We start from the raw sequence: 16624 nt of genomic DNA, 5'->3' as shown, positions 1-16624 counted from the left end.
GGTCATCCATCACGTACAAAGCCACCTTGCGGTGGCCTTGCCTTTGCCATTGAACGGGTCAGTTCGTGTAGATCGGCCCCACGCCCAGGCCCCAGACAATCACGGTAAACGCCATGATCGCCACCAGCACCACCAGCCCTACGGCCAGTATCGAACTGGAAAACAGGAAACCTTCATCCGGATCGATGCTCATGAAGGTCGGTACGCCGACATACAGCAGGTACACCGTGTAGCAGATCGCCGCAGTGCCCACCACCATGCCCAGCCACATATGCGGGTAGAGCGCCGCCAGCCCGCCGATGAACAGCGGGGTCGCGGTATAGGTGGCAAACGCCACGCACCGCGCCATGCTGGGGTTGGCGTCGTAGGTACGGGCCATCCAGTGAATGAACGCACCCATGACCGCGACGCCGCCGAGCATGGCCGCGTACGACATGAGGGTCATCCACAGCGCGCTTTCCTGGGTCAACATGACCGGCGCGCGGTTGCCGATGACCCAGCCGACCTGGGTGGTACCGATAAAAGCCGATACGGCGGGGATCGCCGCGAGAATCAAGGTGTGAGTGAGGTACATGTGGCCGATGCTTTCTTCTTTATCGCCACGAATTTCCCGCCATTCCTGGTCGGGATGGGTAAACAGCCCCACGACGTGATGGATCATGCCAGTCACTCCTGTCGTTATTACCATCGCCCCCCATCGGAGCGCCCACGGGCCAAATGGCCACAAAGGTCTGGATATATGTGTGCGACCTCAAGTCGCAGTATAGGAAGGGATGACCGGAATAACCGTAGGGCCTTTAGAGCAAATTGCGCTGTAAACAGGGGGCCTAATCGCGGCGGGGTCTTTTACGGTTAGCCCTTTAGCTGTTTTTTTTGCGTAAAATACCCGGCTTTTCGTCACACACCTCCAGCGGATCCAAGCGCCATGGGCACTCTTACGGTCAACCAGAACAAACTGCAAAAACGCCTGCGCCGCCTGGCCGGTGAGGCAGTCGCCGATTTCAACATGATCGAGGACGGCGATAAGGTCATGGTCTGCCTCTCCGGCGGCAAAGACAGCTACACCATGCTCGACGTGCTGCTGCACCTGCAAAAGGTCGCACCGATCAAGTTCGAGATCGTTGCGGTCAATATGGACCAGAAACAACCGGGCTTCCCCGAGCACGTGCTGCCGGCCTACCTCAAGGCACTGGGCGTCGAGTACCACATCGTCGAAAAAGACACCTATTCGGTGGTCAAGGAACTGATCCCTGAAGGCAAGACCACCTGCTCGCTGTGCTCGCGCCTGCGCCGTGGCACGCTCTACACCTTTGCCGATGAGATCGGGGCGACCAAGATGGCCCTGGGTCATCACCGCGACGATATCGTCGAGACCTTCTTCCTCAATATGTTCTTCAACGGCTCGCTCAAGGCCATGCCGCCCAAGCTGCGTGCCGATGACGGGCGCAACGTGGTGATCCGCCCGCTGGCGTATTGCAACGAGAAGGACATCCAGGCCTACTCCGACTTCAAGCAATTCCCGATCATCCCGTGCAACCTGTGCGGCTCCCAGGAAAACCTGCAGCGCCAGGTGGTCAAGGACATGCTGGTGGATTGGGAGCGTAAGACCCCGGGGCGTACCGAAAGTATTTTCCGCAGCCTGCAGAACGTGCAGCCGTCGCAATTGGCCGACCGCAACCTGTTCGACTTCATCAGCCTGAAAATCGATGAGAGCGCCGCGCCGCGTTTCGTCAATGTTGTGAACCTCTGAGCTCATTCAACGCTCTGACACACGGCGCTCGCGGGCGCCGTTTTCAATTCTATTGCCAGCATTCAACAGCAGGAGAGGGCATGCGCGATTACAAGTGGCTGCACGAATATTGTCTGAACCGCTTCGGTTCAGCGGCCGAGCTGGACGCCCACCTGCCGGTGCCCAAGACCCCGGCGCAGTTACGCAAGATCAGTGATGATCGCTACCTGTCGACCTTGGCGCTGCGCGTGTTTCGCGCCGGCTTGAAACACAGCGTGGTGGATGCCAAGTGGCCGGCCTTCGAGCAGGTGTTCTTCGGCTTCGACCCGGAAAAAGTCGTGCTGATGGGGGCCGAGCACCTGGAGCGGCTGATGCAGGACACGCGCATCATCCGTCACCTGGGCAAGCTCAAGAGCGTGCCGCGCAATGCGCAGATGATCCTGGATATCGAGCAGGAAAAAGGCAGCTTCGGCGCATTTATCGCCGACTGGCCGGTGACCGATATCGTCGGGTTATGGAAATACCTGAGCAAGCACGGTCATCAATTGGGCGGGCTGTCGGCCCCGCGCTTTTTGCGGATGGTGGGCAAGGATACCTTTGTGCCGAGCTATGACGTGGTCGCGGCATTGAATGCGCAGAAGATTGTCGATAAGGCACCCACCAGCCTGCGCGACCTGGCCACGGTGCAGGCTGCGTTCAACCAGTGGCATGCCGAGAGTGGGCGGCCGATGTGCCAGCTGTCGATGATGCTGGCCTATACGGTGAATCACTGACCGGGTTCTAGGGTGTGGCCAACCGGCGGTTCAACTGGTGCCGCCAGCGCACATACAGCAGCGCCGTGCAAAACACCGCCAGGCTGGCCAGCATCTCCAGTACCCCGAACCACTGCCGGTTCGGGTCATACGCCGCCAGTGCGCCCTTGATGAAATACAGGTTCACCGCAAAGCACATCCACGAATGCCCGCGCGTGCTGCCGATGATCATCCCCGGCGCCAGCACCAGCAGCGGCACCAGTTCGATCAGCAGGATCACCCACGGGCGTGCGCCGTGCAGGTCGGCGACGAACAGGTAGTACCCGCACAACAAACCCACCAGGGCGAAAAACGCCAGCAGGCTTAACGCGCGTGCCGCCTTGACCCGTGGCTCCAGCCACGCTTGCGGCGGTAGAACCTTAGGCTTCCTGGCCACGGCCGTTCTCCAGCAGCGTGGCGGTCTTGGCCAGGCGCAGGCCCAGGGCCCGGCACAGGGTAATTTCATGCGGGTCGAGCAGGCGCTTGCCATCCGGACCGGCATGGTGGCTGGCGCCGTACGGTGTGCCGCCGCCCTGGGTGTCGAGCAGTGCCTGTTCGCTGTAGGGCAGGCCAGTGATCAGCATGCCGTGGTGCAACAGCGGCAACAGCATCGACATCAGCGTGGTTTCCTGGCCGCCATGCAGGCTGGCGGTGGAGGTGAACACCCCGGCCGGCTTGCCGACCAGCGCACCGGTCAGCCACAGGTTGCTGGTGCCATCGAGGAAGTACTTGAGCGGCGCGGCCATGTTGCCGAAGCGCGTCGGGCTGCCCAGGGCCAGGCCCGAGCAGTTTTTCAAGTCATCGAGGCTGGCGTACAGCGCGCCTTCGTCGGGGATGCTCGGCGCCACGGCTTCGCATTCGGTGGAGATCGCCGGTACGGTGCGCAGCCGCGCTTCCATGCCGCCTTGCTCGATGCCCCGGGCAATCTGCCGAGCCATTTCGCTCACCGAGCCATTGCGGCTGTAATACAACACCAGCACATACGGCGCAGTCACGGCAGGATCTCCAGCACGTTCTCCGGCGGGCGGCCAATGATGGCTTTATCGGCGGTTTCCAGGATCGGGCGTTCCATCAGCTTGGGGTGTTCGGCGATCGCGGCGATCAACTGCGCTTCGCTGAGGCTGGCGTCGGCCAGGTTGAGGGCCTTGTATTCGTCTTCGCCGGTGCGCAGCAGTTGGCGGGCGCTGATGCCCAGCTTGGCCAGCAGTGCCTTCAATTGCGCGGCATTCAGCGGGGTTTCCAGGTAACGCACCACGGTGGGGGCGAGGCCTCGGGCTTCCAGCAGTTCGAGCGCACCGCGGGATTTCGAGCAGCGCGGGTTGTGATAAAGCGTCAGATCGGTCATGTGCGGGTCGCATCTTGCGTAAGGTGGCGGGTATTCTACCTGCGCGGCGTCCTGTCCTTAAACCGTAAGAGGCGATAGGTCGCAGCCAACGTTCATTTTTGCGAAGGATTACCCCATGACAAGGCGACTGATCGGTGCATTGGCGATCATCACAACCCTGCTGCTCAGCGGCTGCGGCAATGACTACGGCGTTGACCAGTACGGTCAGAAGGTCGCGGCCGAGCGCCTGGACAAACAGTGGCTGGTGGTCAACTACTGGGCGGAATGGTGTGGCCCATGCCGTACGGAAATCCCCGAACTCAACGCCCTGGCAGAACAGTTGAAGGGGCAGGGCGTGGGGGTGTTCGGGGTTAACTTCGACAATGTGCAGGGGGCGGAGCTGAAGGAGGCCAGCGACAAACTGGGGATCAAGTTCACCGTGCTGGCGCAGAACCCGGATGGGATCTTCGATATTCCGCGCAGCGAAGCGTTGCCGGTGACCTACATCATCGATGACAAGGGCAAGGTGCGCGAGCAGTTGATGGGTGAGCAGACGGCGGAAGGGGTGCTGGCCAAGCTCAAGGCCTTGCGCGGCTAGAGTATTGTCCTCGATCAAATGTGGGAGGGGGCTTGCCCCGATAACAGTGTGTCAGTCAATACATCAGTGACTGTTACACCGTCATCGGGGGCAAGCTCCCACATTTAAATCTCACCAATCTGTAGATCGGTGGAGTCAGCCCTCTTCGAGCCACAGGCGAATCGGCTTGCCTTCGGCCGGCCAGAAGCGGGTCTGCTCGATCGGCGAGATGTCCCAGCGCTGTACGCCTTGCAGGGCCTGGAAGAAGCGCTGTTCCTGCTCCATCAGGGCCTCGGCGCAGAGCTTGCGGGTGCTGCCGAGTTTGCCGAAGCTGAGTCTGTCGCCCTCAAGGGTGTACGGCGCGAACCAGTGGTTGCAGCCGCCATTGCCGTAGGCACGCCCATCGGCGCCGAGGGTGACGGTCAGGTGCGCGTAATCCATCAACGGCCGCTCACCAATCCACTCCACCACGTAGCTGTGATCCTGCTTGAGCTTGGCCGCGTCACCGGCGCAGCCACTCAGGGCCGCACCGACGGCGGCGAGCAGAACCAGGCCTTTCATTGCCCGGCCTTCTGGCATGTCGGGCAACGGTGCTTGTCGCCTTCGCTGGCCCAGCCCAACTCGGCAATGCGCGCGTTGGCGGCCGGTTGCAGCGGCTCTTTGGTCAGCTTGGTTTCCACCGCGAATTCAAACTCCAGCACAGTGTCGCAGCTGTCGCAGTTGACCTTCCAGGTGTGAATCTCCAGCTCACCGAACTTCGGCCCGCGGGCCATGGCGACCCACTGGCCTGCAGGGCGGATGGAGTAGCGCGCGTCACCTTCGACGGTAAGGCGCATGGACAAGGTTTTACTGCCACGCAGCGTGACGATCAGCACGTCGTCATGCTTGATCGAGCCACCGTTGCCGGTGACCTGGTAACGGCCCGGCACCAGGGCGCGGCATTCGATCAGGGTGTGTTGCGGGCTCAGCAAGCTGAAGCGGAAATCGTGTTCGGCCATGGATCCTCCAAATAGGCGCGGCATCCTATCACGGGTGCCTGATCATCATGAGCCTGGTATGTGACCGCTGATCATCCTTCGACGAGGTTCTGTGCCCGGCCATCCGCCCATGCCGCAATATTGGCCAAGGTGGTGTCGGCGATCGCCGCCAGGGCTTCGCGGGTAAGGAACGCCTGGTGTGCGGTGACGATCACGTTGGGGAAGGTCAGCAGGCGCGCGAGCACATCGTCCTGCAAGGGCAGATCGGAGCGGTCCTCGAAAAACAGCTGGGCTTCCTCCTCGTATACATCCAGCCCCAGGTAGCCGAGTTGGCCGTCCTTGAGTGCTTCGATCAGCGCCGGCGTGTCGACCAGGCCACCGCGACCGGTGTTGATCAGCATGGCGCCGGGTTGCATCCGCGCCAGGGAGCGTGCATTGATCAGGTGCTTGCTGTCGGCGGTCAGCGGGCAGTGCAGGCTGATGATCTGGGCCTGGGCCAGGAGCTCCGGCAGGCTCACATAGTCAGCGCCGAGGGCCTGGACCTGGGGGTTGGGGAACGGGTCGTAGGCGAGCAGCCGGCAACCGAAGCCCGCCATGATCCTGGCGAACGTGGCGCCGATCTGGCCGGTGCCGACCACGCCGACGGTCTTGCCCACCAGGTCGAAGCCGGTGAGGCCATGCAGGCTGAAATCGCCGTCGCGGGTGCGGTTGTAGGCGCGATGCAGGCGGCGGTTGAGGGCGAGGATCAGGGCCACCGCGTGTTCGGCGATCGCATGGGGCGAATAGGCCGGGACGCGCACGATGGTCAGGCCCAGGCGTTTGGCGGCAGGCAGGTCCACATGGTTGTAACCGGCCGAACGCAACGCGATCAACCGCGTGCCGCCCTTGGCCAGGTGTTCCAGCACCGGGGCGCTGAGGTCATCGTTGATAAAGGCGCAGACCACCTCGTGGTGTTCGGCCAGGGCGACGGTGTCGAGGTTGAGCCGGGCGGGTTGGAATTGCAGTTCCAGGCCGCGCGGCAAGGGTTCGCCGAGGAAACTGTCGCGGTCGTAGGTCTGGCTGCTGAAAAGAATCACGCGCATCACAGGCGTCCTTTTTGATGAGTTCAGGCGCTGACCCGCGCTTCACTGGCCAGCCGTGCAATGGCCATGTCCAGCTCGTCCAGCGCGGTCATGGCCTTGGCGTCGTCCTGCTTGAGCAGGGTTTCGGCGCGCTGGCAGGCGGCGCGCAGTTGCGGCACGCCACAGTAGCGGGTGGCGCCGTGCAGGCGGTGGACGCGTTCGATCAGGGCCAGGTTGTCCTTGGCCTCGCGGGCGACGTGAATGGCCTGGCGGTCGGCTTCCAGGGAGGCCAGCAGCATGGCCAGCATGTCGGCCGCCAGATCGGTCTTGCCGGCGGCCAGGCGCAGGCCTTCCTCGTGGTCCAGCACCGGCAATTGCACCCCGGGGCCCAAGCCTTCGACGGCGCGCTCCGGCACCTGGTTGCGCAGGGCCAGGCCGGTCCATTTCAGCACCACCTGGGCCAGTTGCCGTTCGCTGATGGGTTTGGTCAGGTAGTCGTCCATACCGCTTTGCAGCAACGCACGCTTCTCGTTGGCCATAGCGTGGGCGGTGAGGGCGACCACCGGCAAGGGCGTGCCATGGCGCTCGCTTTCCCACTGGCGGATCGCCTCGGTGCTCTGGCGCCCGTCCATGCCGGGCATTTGCACGTCCATCAGCACCAGGTCGAAGGTGTCCTGTTTCACCGCGTCGACCGCTGCGTAGCCGCTTTCCACTGCACGGACCTGCGCGCCCATGTCTTCCAGCAGGGTTTGCACCAACAGCAGGTTTGCCGGGTTGTCGTCGACACACAGCACACGCGGCGCACGGCTGGACAACGGCTCGCCCGGTTCACTGCGTGACGGCCGCGGGCTGATCAGGTCGGACAGCGCACGGCGCAGCTTGCGGGTACACGCCGGCTTGGCCTGCAACTGGCTGTTGGGGTTGGGTACCGACTCGTTGAACAGCATCTGTTCGGTGGTAGGGCACAGCACCAGCACTTTGCAACCCAGGTGTTCGAGGTCCCATAGGTGCTGGTTGAGGCGCTCGGGGGGGATATCGTTGGCGGTCACGCCGAGTACCGCGAGGTCGATGGCCTGCTCGGTCTGGTGAGCGCTGGTGATGCCGTTGGTCAGGCTTTCCAGGGTATTGAACGGCGTCACTTCCAGGCCACAGTCTTCCAATTGGTGTTGCAGGGCCTGGCGCGCCAGGTCGTGGTTTTCCAGCACCGCCACGCGATGGCCCAGCAACGGCGCGCAGGGCAGGTCTTCGACGTCGTCGCGGGTCTTGGGCAGGTTCAGGCTGATCCAGAATTCAGAGCCTTCGCCCGGCGTGCTGTCGACGCCGATTTCACCGCCCATTTGTTCGATCAGGCGCTTGGAAATCACCAGGCCCAGCCCCGTGCCGCCGGGCTGGCGCGACAGTGAATTGTCGGCCTGGCTGAACGCCTGGAACAACGCCCGCACGTCCTGGCTGGACAGGCCGATGCCGGTGTCCTGCACGCTGATGCGCAGTTGCACGCTGTCTTCCTGCTCGTCCTCGATCATCGCCCGGGCCACGATGGTGCCTTCGCGGGTGAACTTGATCGCATTGCTGATCAGGTTGGTCAGGATCTGCTTGAGCCGCAGCGGGTCGCCCACCAGCGCCAGCGGCGTGTCGCGGTACACCAGGCTGACCAGTTCCAGCTGCTTGGCATGGGCGGCGGGGGCGAGGATGGTGAGGGTGTCTTGCAGCAAATCCCGCAGGTTGAAGGGGATGCTGTCGAGCACCAGCTTGCCGGCCTCGATCTTGGAGAAATCGAGGATCTCGTTGATGATGCCCAGGAGGTTGTCGGCGGATTTTTCGATGGTGCCCAGGTAGTCAAGCTGGCGCGGGGTCAGCTCGCTTTTTTGCAGCAGGTGGGTAAAACCGAGTATGCCGTTGAGCGGCGTGCGGATTTCATGGCTCATGTTCGCCAGGAACTCGGACTTGATGCGGCTGGCCTCCAGGGCCTCCTTGCGCGCCAGGTCCAGCTCGATGTTCTGGATCTCGATGGTTTCCAGGTTCTGGCGCACGTCTTCGGTGGCCTGGTCGATGCTGTGCTGCAATTCTTCCCGGGCATTTTGCAGGGTTTCGGCCATGCGGTTGATGCCCGATGCGAGCTGATCCAGCTCCTGGCTGCCCAAGGGTGGCAGGCGGGTTTCCAGGTTGCCGTCCTTGAGTTGGGCCACCGCTTGCTTGATCAGGCCAAGCGGCGCGTTGATCGTACGGCTGATGCGCAGGGCCAGGGCCGCGGTGCAGATCAGGCCGATGGCAATCAGCAGCAGGCTGGCGAACAGGCTGCGATAGCCGCGCAGCAACATGCCGTTGTGGGACAGCTCCACCTCGACCCAGCCAAGCAGGCGATCGGCTTCATCGGGGATCAAATCGCCCGCCAGGTTGCGATGGCGACCAAACACCGGCAGCAGGTAGCGCGTGGCGTCGTTGCCGGTGCGCTGCAGCAGGTGGGAACTGTTGCCGACCGGCGGCTGGTTGAGCATGGTCGGGCCGGCGTGGGCCAGGGGCGTGCGGTCCGGCGCGAGGAACGCCACGGTGCGCACGTCCGTCTGTTCCAGGGATTGGGTGGCGATACGCTCCAGCAGGTCGGTGTTCCTGCTGCCCATGGCGGGGGCCACCAGGGGCGCCAGCTGCTCGGCGATCATTTCGCCGCGTTGCAGCAACTGGGCCTGCAACTCCGAGAGCTGCATCCAGGTAAAGTACCCTCCCAACAACAAGGCCATCAGGCTGGTCGGTAATAAGGTCAGCAACAGTACGCGGCCTTTTATCCCCATTCTTTTAAGCACGCCACTCTCCTGCTACCACACTGATATCAATTTTCCGCGCCGGCATCCGGCCCGCGCCACCTGCGCAGTGTAGCCATTTGCGCGGCCCGGAATCTTGCAAATTAATGACAGAGGGCAATCTTCGGGCCGTTGGGCACCGTGTGGCGATTGCCTGCGGCGGGGTTATCTTGAATAATCAGTGATTGAGAATGACTTGCAGACGCTAATGAATCCCGCGGCAGTTAGCCTACCCCGTATCCTCACAATTGAAGATGACCCCGTGCTGGGTGCCTATGTGCACGAGCATTTGGGGCGCTGTGGCTTCCAGGTCACCTGGTGCCAGAACGGTCAGCAGGGCCTGGAGATGGCGCGCGACCAGGCATTCGACGTGGTATTGATGGATATTCTGCTGCCGGGCCTGGATGGCTTGTCGATCCTCACCCATTTGCGCCGGAGCCATTCGGTTCCGGTGATCCTGATGTCGGCCCTGGGCGCTGAAACCGATCGCGTCAGCGGTTTTCGCCTGGGGGCCGATGATTACCTGCCCAAGCCCTTCAGCATGGTTGAACTGCGCGTGCGTATCGAAGCCATCCTGCGGCGGGTGGCCCTGGATCGGCGCCCGTTGCCGACGCTTGCGCCCGTGCGCGAGGATACCCGCACGCTGCGTTTCGACGATGAGCTGTGCGATGTTTTTCATCAGGAGCACTGGGCGGGCCTGACCCGCAGCGAATATCGCCTGCTGGAAACCCTGCATCGCAACGCTGAAGAAGTCCTCAGCAAAGCCTTCCTCTACCAGCACGTGTTGCAACGGGGTTATGCGCCCCATGACCGCAGCCTCGACATGCATATCAGCCAGATCCGCCGCAAGCTCAAGGCCATCGGCTACACCGAGCGTGAGGTACGCACGGTGTGGGGCAAGGGCTATGTGCTGAGCGGTCACGACGATGGGCTTTGAGGCGTCGCTGAAACGGCTGCCGGGCAGGCACTCGTTATTCTGGAAACTTGCCTGCCTGCTGATCGCCTTCTGTTTGCTGATGATCTGGCTCAGTTGGTCCTGGGGCCGGTACATGGAGCAAAAGAACGCCTACCTGTCCGATGAGGCCAGGAGCACCTTGAGTGGTTATGCGGCAGGCGCCGAGCAGGCCTGGAACCAGGGCGGCAATGCCGGCGTCGATGCGTGGCTGCAGGCAATGGGCAAGCGCGAAAGCACGTGGATCGGGGTGATCGGCAATGACTTGCAGTCGTTGAGCAGCTACCCGCTGACCGATACGGAAAGCCAGCGCCTGACCTTCCTGCGGGGCCTGGACTGGCCGGTCAGCCGCCACGTCAAGGGGTTGCCGTGGTTGAAGATCCCGTTTGCGGTGGACCCGGGCGCCGGTTCGCTGGTGATTGAACTGCCGCAGCGCTTTATGCCGGGGCGCTACCAACTGTTCTGGCGGGTGCTGACCAACGGCGTGATTCCCGGCCTCTTTACCTTGTTGCTGTGCGTCGGCCTCTATCGGTTGCTGATCATGCCCCTCAATCAACTGCGCGAGCAGGCCAATGCATGGCGTGCCGATCAATTGAATACGCGGATGTCCCACGACGCCACCAGCCGCCAGGACGAATTGGGCGAGCTGGGGCGCGCGTTTGATCATATGTCCGAGCGCTTGCAGGGTACGGTGATGCTGCAACAGCAGCTGTTAAGGGACATGTCCCATGAACTGCGCACGCCCTTGAGCCGTTTGCGGGTGGCCTGTGACAGTGAGCAGGATCTTGCGCGCCTGCGTGAGCGGCTGGGGCGGGAGATCGACGCCATGCAGCGCCTGGTGGAAGACAGCCTGCAACTGGCCTGGCTGGATACCGAGCGGGCGCCGCTGCCCAAAGAAGATATTCAGGTGCAGGCGCTGTGGGACATGCTGCGCGAGAACGCGTGCTTTGAAAGCGCTTGGCCGGCATCGCGGCTGCCCTGCCTTCTGGGCGCCGACAGTTGGGTGCGGGGCAACCTGAATGCCTTGGCCCAGGCCCTGGAGAATATCCTGCGCAACGCCATACGCCATTCCCCGGCGGAGGGCGTCGTGTGCCTGGATGGATGCCGCGAGGGGGAGTATTGGCACCTTTGGTTGGAAGACCAGGGCGGGGGAATCGATGAGCAGGATCTGGAGCGAATCTTTGCGCCGTTTACGCGGCTGGACGGTTCAAGACCCGGCGATGGTGGCTTCGGGCTGGGCCTGAGCATCGCGCGCAATGCCGTGCAACGTCAGGACGGCAGCCTGTGGGCGGAAAATACCGGCCAGGGCTTGCGTGTGCACCTGCGATTGCCGGCGCGATAGGTCTCAGCCTCGGCGCTGCTTGCGCTTTTTCCATTGGTGCGCGACCCACCAGCGCCAGTACCCCATGGTCAGGCAGTAGGCCAGTGCGCCCAGCACCAGCCCCAACACCACCGAACCCAGCAGGAAGGGCTGCCACAGGGTGCTCAACTGGCCGCTGATCCATTCCCAGGTCAGGTCGTCGGGCAGGCTGCGCGGTGGCACATTCATCAGCCAGGCGCCGGTCATGTAGGTGCAGATGAACACCACCGGCATGGTGATCGGGTTGGTCAGCCATACCAGGCTGATGGCGATGGGCATATTGCCGCGCACGGTGATCGCCAGCACTGCCGCCAGCAGCATCTGCAACGGGATCGGGATAAACGCCGCGAACAAACCCACGGCCATGGCGCGTGCCACGGAGTGCCGGTTCAGGTGCCAGAGGTTCGGGTCGTGCAGCAACGTGCCAAGAAACTGTAATGACTTGTGTTCCCTGATACTGGTGGGGTCGGGCATGTACCGTTTGAATAAGCGCCGAGGCATAGGGGGTCCAGGTCAGTTCGAGGGGCAAGTATGCCCGCATTCTATAAACAGAAAATTCAGACTTTGTGACAAAACATCATAGGACACGCTGGGCCCTCGTCTAAGACTGAGTGGATCACTTGAAAAGGATGGTTCATGAAGACAGGGATGTTCGCGCTCGCGCTTGGGTTGCTTGCCTTGCGCTTTCTACCGGCGTTGCCGTCGACGGGGTGGCTGATAGCCATGTTGGTGCTGGCATTGATGCTATTGTCTTTTCGTACGTCGCCACTGGCATTTTTCCTGCTGGGCTTGAGCTGGGCCTGCATCAGCGCGCAGTGGGCGCTGGATGATCGACTACGGCCGGTGCTGGATGGCCAGACGCGATGGCTGGAAGGCCGTGTAACCGGGTTGCCGCAGCAGACAGGGAAGGGCGTGCGTTTTGAGCTGGCCGACAGCCAGGCGCGCAACGCCCGGTTGCCCAAGCGCATCCGGGTGTTTTGGCACGGCGGGCCGCCGATACGCAGCGGCGAGCGCTGGCGTCTGGCCGTAACGCTGAAACGGCCTGCCGGGCTGCTCAATTTTCACGGTTTCGATCAGGAGGCCTGGCTGCTGGCCCAGCGCATTGGCGCCACCGGCTCGGTGAAGGATGGTGAGCGCCTGGCGCCGGCGCGTCATGCCTGGCGTGACACGGTCCGCCAACGCCTGATGGCGGTGGACGCCCAAGGCCGCGAGGCGGGCCTGGCGGCTTTGGTGCTGGGGGATGGCTCCGGGCTGGCGGCCGAAGACTGGCAGGTGTTGCAGGACACTGGCACGGTGCACCTGTTGGTGATTTCCGGCCAGCACATTGGCTTGCTGGCGGGGTTGATCTACGGGTTGGTCGCGCTACTTGCGCGCTATGGCTGCTGGCCCCGCACCTGGCCGTGGCTGCCGTGGGCGTGCGGCCTGGCGTTTGCCGCCGCGCTGGGGTACGGCCTGCTGGCAGGGTTTGGCGTGCCGGTGCAACGGGCCTGCGTCATGGTGGGGCTGGTGTTGTTGTGGCGCCTGCGCTTTCGTCATCTGGGATTCTGGTGGCCGTTGTTGCTGGCACTCAATGGCGTGCTGATCCTGGAGCCACTGGCCAGCCTGCAACCCGGATTCTGGCTGTCCTTCATGGCTGTCGCGGTGCTGGTCCTGGGATTTGGTGGGCGCTTGGGGCCGTGGAGTGTCTGGCAGGCATGGACACGTCCCCAGTGCTTGATTGCCGTTGGTCTGTTTCCTGTGTTGCTGGTGCTCGGCTTGCCCGTCAGCGTCAGTGCGCCGCTGGCCAACCTGGTTGCCGTGCCGTGGATCAGCCTGGTGGTGTTGCCCCTGGCGTTGCTGGGGAGCGCATTGTTGCCGCTGCCGTATGCGGGTGAGGGCTTGTTGTGGCTGGCGGGTGGGGCGCTTGACGGGTTGTTCCGGGGCTTGGCATGGCTCGCTGGGCAAATGCCTGCCTGGATACCGGCCGAGGTGCCCCTGGGTTACTGGCTGATCAGCCTGGTCGGCGCGGTGCTGTTACTGCTGCCCAGCGGCGTGCCGTTTCGGCCCCTGGGCTTGCCGCTGCTGTTGTTGGCCGTGTTTCCACCCCGCGAGCTCGTGCCCCATGGGCGGGTGGAGGTGGTGCAACTGGATGTCGGGCAAGGTCAGGCCTTGATCCTGCGTACCCGCCATCACACGTTGCTCTACGATGCCGGCCCGCGTTCGGGGACGGTTGACCTTGGTGCCCGTGTGGTAGTGCCTGCGTTGAAAAAACTCGGCGTCGGGACGCTGGATATGATGCTGCTGAGCCACGCCGACGCCGATCATGCCGGTGGGGCGTCGGCTGTTGCCCGAGGGTTGCCGATCCGGCGTGTCGTGGGCGGTGAAACCGAAGGGTTGCCCGCGTTTCTCGCCACCCAGCCCTGCGTCAGCGGCGAACGGTGGGAGTGGGACGGTGTGGCATTCGAGCTGTGGCAGTGGCCTGATGCGATTGATGGCAACCCCAAGTCCTGTGTTCTGCAGGTCCAGGCCAACGGTGAGCGGCTGCTGCTCACGGGGGATATTGATCGGGCTGCCGAGCGAGCATTTCTCGCGTCTTCGCTGGCCGTGCGCACCGATTGGCTGCAGTCGCCTCACCATGGCAGCCGCAGTTCGTCGTCGTGGCCTTTTCTACAGCGGCTGGCGCCCACGTCGGTGCTGATTTCCCGTGGGCGTGGCAATGCGTTCGGCCATCCTCACCCGCAGGTGGTGGAGCGCTACCAGCGACTGGGCAGCCAGATATACGACAGTGCCGAGCAGGGCGCGGTGCGTGTGCAATTAGGGGCTTTCCAGCCACCGACTGTTGCGCGTAGTCAACGCCGTTTTTGGCGCGAAACGTTACCCTGAGCCGGCCATGCCAAAGACCGGCGCCTGGGACAGACGGGTCCATGGTCGATGAACCCCGTCGCCGAACCTATATGGTAAAGTGGCGCACTTTTTCGAAGGGATATTCACTGTGTGGGAATTGGTCAAATCTGGTGGCTGGATGATGTTGCCCATCATCCTGAGCTCCATCGCCGCACTCGGCATCGTTGCCGAACGTTTGTGGACCCTGCGCGCCAGTCGCGTCACCCCCGAGCATCTGCTGGGGCAGGTCTGGAACTGGATCAAGAACAAGCAGCTGGACAAGGACAAACTCAAGGAACTGCGCGCCAACTCGCCCCTGGGTGAAATCCTCGCCGCCGGCCTGGCCAACTCCAAGCATGGTCGCGAGATCATGAAGGAGTGCATCGAAGAGGCCGCCGCCCGGGTCATCCATGAACTGGAGCGCTATATCAACGCCCTCGGCACCATTGCCGCCATGGCGCCGTTGCTCGGCTTGCTGGGGACGGTACTGGGCATGATCGATATCTTCAGCTCGTTCATGGGCTCGGGCATGACCACCAACGCGGCCGTACTGGCCGGCGGCATCTCCAAGGCCCTGATTACCACGGCGGCGGGCCTGATGGTCGGTATTCCTTCGGTGTTCTTCCACCGTTTCCTGCAGCGGCGCATCGATGAACTGGTGGTTGGTATGGAGCAGGAAGCCATCAAGCTGGTGGAAGTGGTGCAGGGTGACCGTGATGTGGACCTGGTTGGGGGCAAAGCGTGAAATTTCGCCGCAAGCAACGGGAAAATGTCGACATCAACCTCGCGTCGTTGATCGACGTGGTGTTTATCCTGCTGCTGTTTTTTGTCGTCACCACCACCTTCACCCGGCAGACCGAACTGCGCGTCGACCTGCCGGAAGCCGTGAGTGGTTCGCCGGCCGAAGACCAGGAAGTCAAGCAACTGGACATCGCTATCAGCGCCGACGGGGCGTTTTCGGTGAATAACCAGGTGCTGGAGAAAAACGACCTCGCCAGCCTCATGGCGGCCCTGGAGAAAGAGTCCGGCGGCGATACCAAGATGCCGTTGTCCATCAGTGCCGATGGCAAGACCCAGCACCAGGCCGTGATCACGGCGATGGACGCCGCCGGCAAGCTCGGTTTCAGCCATCTGCGCATGAGCACTGTCGAGGCGGCGAGCCAACCCTGATGGCCATGTCCGATCGTTTGCTCAAGGCCTGGTACGAGGGCCATCCGGCGCTGGCGTTGTTGCGTCCGCTGGAATCGTTGTATCGCCGGGTGGTGCAGCGCAAGCGCGCACGGTTCCTGGCGGGAGAGGGCGAGATCTATCAATCTCCGGTGCCGGTGGTGGTGGTCGGTAATATCACCGTGGGCGGCACCGGCAAGACGCCGTTGATCCTGTGGTTGATCGAACACTGCCGACGCAGTGGCCTGCGCGTCGGTGTGGTCAGTCGCGGCTATGGCGCCAAGCCACCGCAGTTGCCCTGGCGCGTCGAGGCCAGCCACAGCGCCACGGTGGCGGGTGACGAGCCTTTGCTGATCGTGCAGCGCTGCGGCGTACCCCTGATGATCGATCCTGATCGCAGTCGTGCGGTGCAGGCCCTGCTTGCCAGCGAGGCCCTCGACCTGATCCTCTCCGACGACGGCCTGCAACACTACCGCCTGGCCCGTGACCTGGAACTGGTGCTGATCGACGCCGCCCGGGGCCTGGGCAATCGCCGTTGCCTGCCTGCCGGGCCATTGCGCGAACCGGTTGAGCGTCTGCACAGTGTGGATGCGCTGCTCTACAACGGTGCCGGCTCGGATCGCGACGATGGCTTTGGGTTTCGCCTGCAACCCACCGCACTGGTCAACCTGCACAGCGGCGAGCGCCAGTCGCTGGCGTATTTTCCTGAGGGGCAGCCGGTACACGCGGTTGCCGGTATCGGCAACCCGCAACGTTTCTTCAACACCCTCGAAACGCTACACTGGCAGCCGATTCCCCATGCTTTCGCCGACCACGCGCCCTACAGTGCCGAGGTCTTGAGTTTTACCCCGTCATTGCCACTGGTCATGACCGAGAAGGACGCGGTGAAGTGCCGCGCCTTTGCCCAGCCCGACTGGTGGTACCTTGCGGTGGATGCGGTGCCGTCGCCGGCGTTCGTCGCCTGGTTCGACACGCAGCTGATGCGCCTGCTGCCCGCCCGTCTTTTGCCTTAAACGCTGCTATCCAGGA

At 63.0% G+C, this 16624-nt stretch carries 18 protein-coding genes; 9 read left to right on the top strand and 9 right to left on the bottom strand.

Annotation, left to right across the window (positions count from 1 at the left end):
• Positions 1 to 58 precede the first annotated feature (58 nt).
• A complete protein-coding gene (locus tag BM416_RS16685; protein ID WP_092488788.1) occupies positions 59 to 661 on the bottom strand; it encodes a Yip1 family protein in 603 nt (200 codons plus the stop codon).
• A 264-nt stretch (positions 662 to 925) separates the two neighbouring features.
• Between BM416_RS16685 and ttcA the strand changes: the two genes are divergently transcribed.
• Together ttcA and BM416_RS16675 are read left to right on the top strand one after the other, a co-directional pair.
• A complete protein-coding gene (gene ttcA, locus BM416_RS16680; protein ID WP_092488787.1) occupies positions 926 to 1750 on the top strand; it encodes a tRNA 2-thiocytidine(32) synthetase TtcA in 825 nt (274 codons plus the stop codon).
• A gap of 80 nt (positions 1751 to 1830) precedes the next feature.
• Positions 1831 to 2502 (top strand): DNA-3-methyladenine glycosylase I, encoded by a 672-nt coding sequence (locus tag BM416_RS16675; protein ID WP_053128532.1) that lies wholly within the window; start codon positions 1831 to 1833, stop codon positions 2500 to 2502.
• Positions 2503 to 2509: 7 nt separating this feature from the next.
• On the opposite strand, the gene BM416_RS16670 is transcribed toward BM416_RS16675, so the two are convergent.
• The 3 genes from BM416_RS16670 to arsC are packed head-to-tail and all read right to left on the bottom strand — an operon-like array spanning position 2510 to position 3865.
• A complete protein-coding gene (locus BM416_RS16670; RefSeq protein ID WP_092488786.1) occupies positions 2510 to 2917 on the bottom strand; it encodes a DUF2069 domain-containing protein in 408 nt (135 codons plus the stop codon).
• Positions 2901 to 3515: an NAD(P)H:quinone oxidoreductase gene (gene wrbA, locus BM416_RS16665; RefSeq protein WP_027606360.1), complete on the bottom strand. Its 615-nt coding sequence runs from the start codon at positions 3513 to 3515 to the stop codon at positions 2901 to 2903. The genes BM416_RS16670 and wrbA overlap by 17 nt, the downstream gene beginning before the upstream one ends.
• Entirely contained in the window at positions 3512 to 3865 is a 354-nt protein-coding gene (gene arsC, locus BM416_RS16660; RefSeq protein ID WP_053128537.1) for an arsenate reductase (glutaredoxin), read from the bottom strand. Before arsC ends, wrbA begins: the two co-directional genes overlap by 4 nt.
• 115 nt (positions 3866 to 3980) lie before the next feature.
• Here arsC and BM416_RS16655 point away from each other — a divergent pair, with 115 nt between their 5' ends.
• Positions 3981 to 4442: a TlpA disulfide reductase family protein gene (locus BM416_RS16655; RefSeq protein WP_090402869.1), complete on the top strand. Its 462-nt coding sequence runs from the start codon at positions 3981 to 3983 to the stop codon at positions 4440 to 4442.
• Between the two features lie 135 nt (positions 4443 to 4577).
• Here the strand turns inward: BM416_RS16655 and BM416_RS16650 are convergent, their stop codons facing one another.
• From BM416_RS16650 to BM416_RS16635, 4 genes are all read right to left on the bottom strand, one after another.
• Positions 4578 to 4982 (bottom strand): META domain-containing protein, encoded by a 405-nt coding sequence (locus BM416_RS16650; RefSeq protein WP_092488785.1) that lies wholly within the window; start codon positions 4980 to 4982, stop codon positions 4578 to 4580.
• Entirely contained in the window at positions 4979 to 5419 is a 441-nt protein-coding gene (locus BM416_RS16645) for a hypothetical protein (protein ID WP_092488784.1), read from the bottom strand. The genes BM416_RS16650 and BM416_RS16645 overlap by 4 nt, the downstream gene beginning before the upstream one ends.
• Positions 5420 to 5490: 71 nt before the next feature.
• Positions 5491 to 6480: a 2-hydroxyacid dehydrogenase gene (locus tag BM416_RS16640; RefSeq protein ID WP_092488783.1), complete on the bottom strand. Its 990-nt coding sequence runs from the start codon at positions 6478 to 6480 to the stop codon at positions 5491 to 5493.
• Positions 6481 to 6503: 23 nt separating this feature from the next.
• Positions 6504 to 9257, bottom strand: a complete 2754-nt coding sequence (locus BM416_RS16635) for a response regulator (protein ID WP_092488782.1) — start codon at positions 9255 to 9257, stop codon at positions 6504 to 6506.
• 205 nt (positions 9258 to 9462) lie between these two features.
• Here BM416_RS16635 and BM416_RS16630 point away from each other — a divergent pair, with 205 nt between their 5' ends.
• Both BM416_RS16630 and BM416_RS16625 read left to right on the top strand, forming a co-directional pair.
• Positions 9463 to 10191: a response regulator transcription factor gene (locus BM416_RS16630; protein WP_092488781.1), complete on the top strand. Its 729-nt coding sequence runs from the start codon at positions 9463 to 9465 to the stop codon at positions 10189 to 10191.
• A complete protein-coding gene (locus BM416_RS16625; protein WP_092488780.1) occupies positions 10181 to 11548 on the top strand; it encodes a sensor histidine kinase in 1368 nt (455 codons plus the stop codon). The genes BM416_RS16630 and BM416_RS16625 overlap by 11 nt, the downstream gene beginning before the upstream one ends.
• Positions 11549 to 11551: 3 nt before the next feature.
• On the opposite strand, the gene BM416_RS16620 is transcribed toward BM416_RS16625, so the two are convergent.
• On the bottom strand, positions 11552 to 12067 hold the full coding sequence (locus tag BM416_RS16620; protein ID WP_027607322.1) for a DUF2062 domain-containing protein: 516 nt from the start codon (positions 12065 to 12067) through the stop codon (positions 11552 to 11554).
• Between the two features lie 135 nt (positions 12068 to 12202).
• Between BM416_RS16620 and BM416_RS16615 the strand changes: the two genes are divergently transcribed.
• The 4 genes from BM416_RS16615 to lpxK all read left to right on the top strand — a co-directional run bounded on the left by BM416_RS16615 (position 12203) and on the right by lpxK (position 16608).
• On the top strand, positions 12203 to 14428 hold the full coding sequence (locus tag BM416_RS16615) for a ComEC/Rec2 family competence protein (RefSeq protein ID WP_256577530.1): 2226 nt from the start codon (positions 12203 to 12205) through the stop codon (positions 14426 to 14428).
• A 109-nt stretch (positions 14429 to 14537) separates the two neighbouring features.
• On the top strand, positions 14538 to 15173 hold the full coding sequence (locus tag BM416_RS16610; protein WP_092488778.1) for a MotA/TolQ/ExbB proton channel family protein: 636 nt from the start codon (positions 14538 to 14540) through the stop codon (positions 15171 to 15173).
• Positions 15170 to 15598 carry an ExbD/TolR family protein gene (locus tag BM416_RS16605; protein WP_027607319.1) on the top strand — a complete coding sequence of 143 codons (429 nt, stop codon included), beginning with the start codon at positions 15170 to 15172 and terminating at the stop codon, positions 15596 to 15598. The genes BM416_RS16610 and BM416_RS16605 overlap by 4 nt, the downstream gene beginning before the upstream one ends.
• Positions 15598 to 16608, top strand: coding sequence for a tetraacyldisaccharide 4'-kinase (lpxK, locus tag BM416_RS16600; RefSeq protein WP_092488777.1), 1011 nt, complete (start codon positions 15598 to 15600; stop codon positions 16606 to 16608). Before BM416_RS16605 ends, lpxK begins: the two co-directional genes overlap by 1 nt.
• Positions 16609 to 16624: the final 16 nt, after the last annotated feature.

Source organism: Pseudomonas sp. NFACC42-2 (assembly GCF_900116055.1).
Lineage (GTDB): Bacteria > Pseudomonadota > Gammaproteobacteria > Pseudomonadales > Pseudomonadaceae > Aquipseudomonas > Aquipseudomonas marginalis.
This window is presented reverse-complemented; position numbering and strand designations above follow the sequence as displayed.

Excerpts from the sequence above, each read along its gene's own strand:
- lpxK (WP_092488777.1), top strand. The coding sequence starts at position 15,598 with ATGGCCATGTCCGATCGTTTGCTCAAGGCCTGGTACGAGGGCCATCCG.
- ttcA (WP_092488787.1), top strand. The coding sequence starts at position 926 with ATGGGCACTCTTACGGTCAACCAGAACAAACTGCAAAAACGCCTGCGC.
- BM416_RS16650 (WP_092488785.1), bottom strand. The coding sequence starts at position 4,982 with ATGAAAGGCCTGGTTCTGCTCGCCGCCGTCGGTGCGGCCCTGAGTGGC.
- BM416_RS16630 (WP_092488781.1), top strand. The coding sequence starts at position 9,463 with ATGAATCCCGCGGCAGTTAGCCTACCCCGTATCCTCACAATTGAAGAT.
- BM416_RS16675 (WP_053128532.1), top strand. The coding sequence starts at position 1,831 with ATGCGCGATTACAAGTGGCTGCACGAATATTGTCTGAACCGCTTCGGT.
- BM416_RS16640 (WP_092488783.1), bottom strand. The coding sequence starts at position 6,480 with ATGCGCGTGATTCTTTTCAGCAGCCAGACCTACGACCGCGACAGTTTC.
- BM416_RS16685 (WP_092488788.1), bottom strand. The coding sequence starts at position 661 with ATGATCCATCACGTCGTGGGGCTGTTTACCCATCCCGACCAGGAATGG.
- BM416_RS16625 (WP_092488780.1), top strand. The coding sequence starts at position 10,181 with ATGGGCTTTGAGGCGTCGCTGAAACGGCTGCCGGGCAGGCACTCGTTA.
- BM416_RS16620 (WP_027607322.1), bottom strand. The coding sequence starts at position 12,067 with ATGCCTCGGCGCTTATTCAAACGGTACATGCCCGACCCCACCAGTATC.
- BM416_RS16655 (WP_090402869.1), top strand. The coding sequence starts at position 3,981 with ATGACAAGGCGACTGATCGGTGCATTGGCGATCATCACAACCCTGCTG.
- arsC (WP_053128537.1), bottom strand. The coding sequence starts at position 3,865 with ATGACCGATCTGACGCTTTATCACAACCCGCGCTGCTCGAAATCCCGC.
- BM416_RS16645 (WP_092488784.1), bottom strand. The coding sequence starts at position 5,419 with ATGGCCGAACACGATTTCCGCTTCAGCTTGCTGAGCCCGCAACACACC.
- BM416_RS16615 (WP_256577530.1), top strand. The coding sequence starts at position 12,203 with ATGAAGACAGGGATGTTCGCGCTCGCGCTTGGGTTGCTTGCCTTGCGC.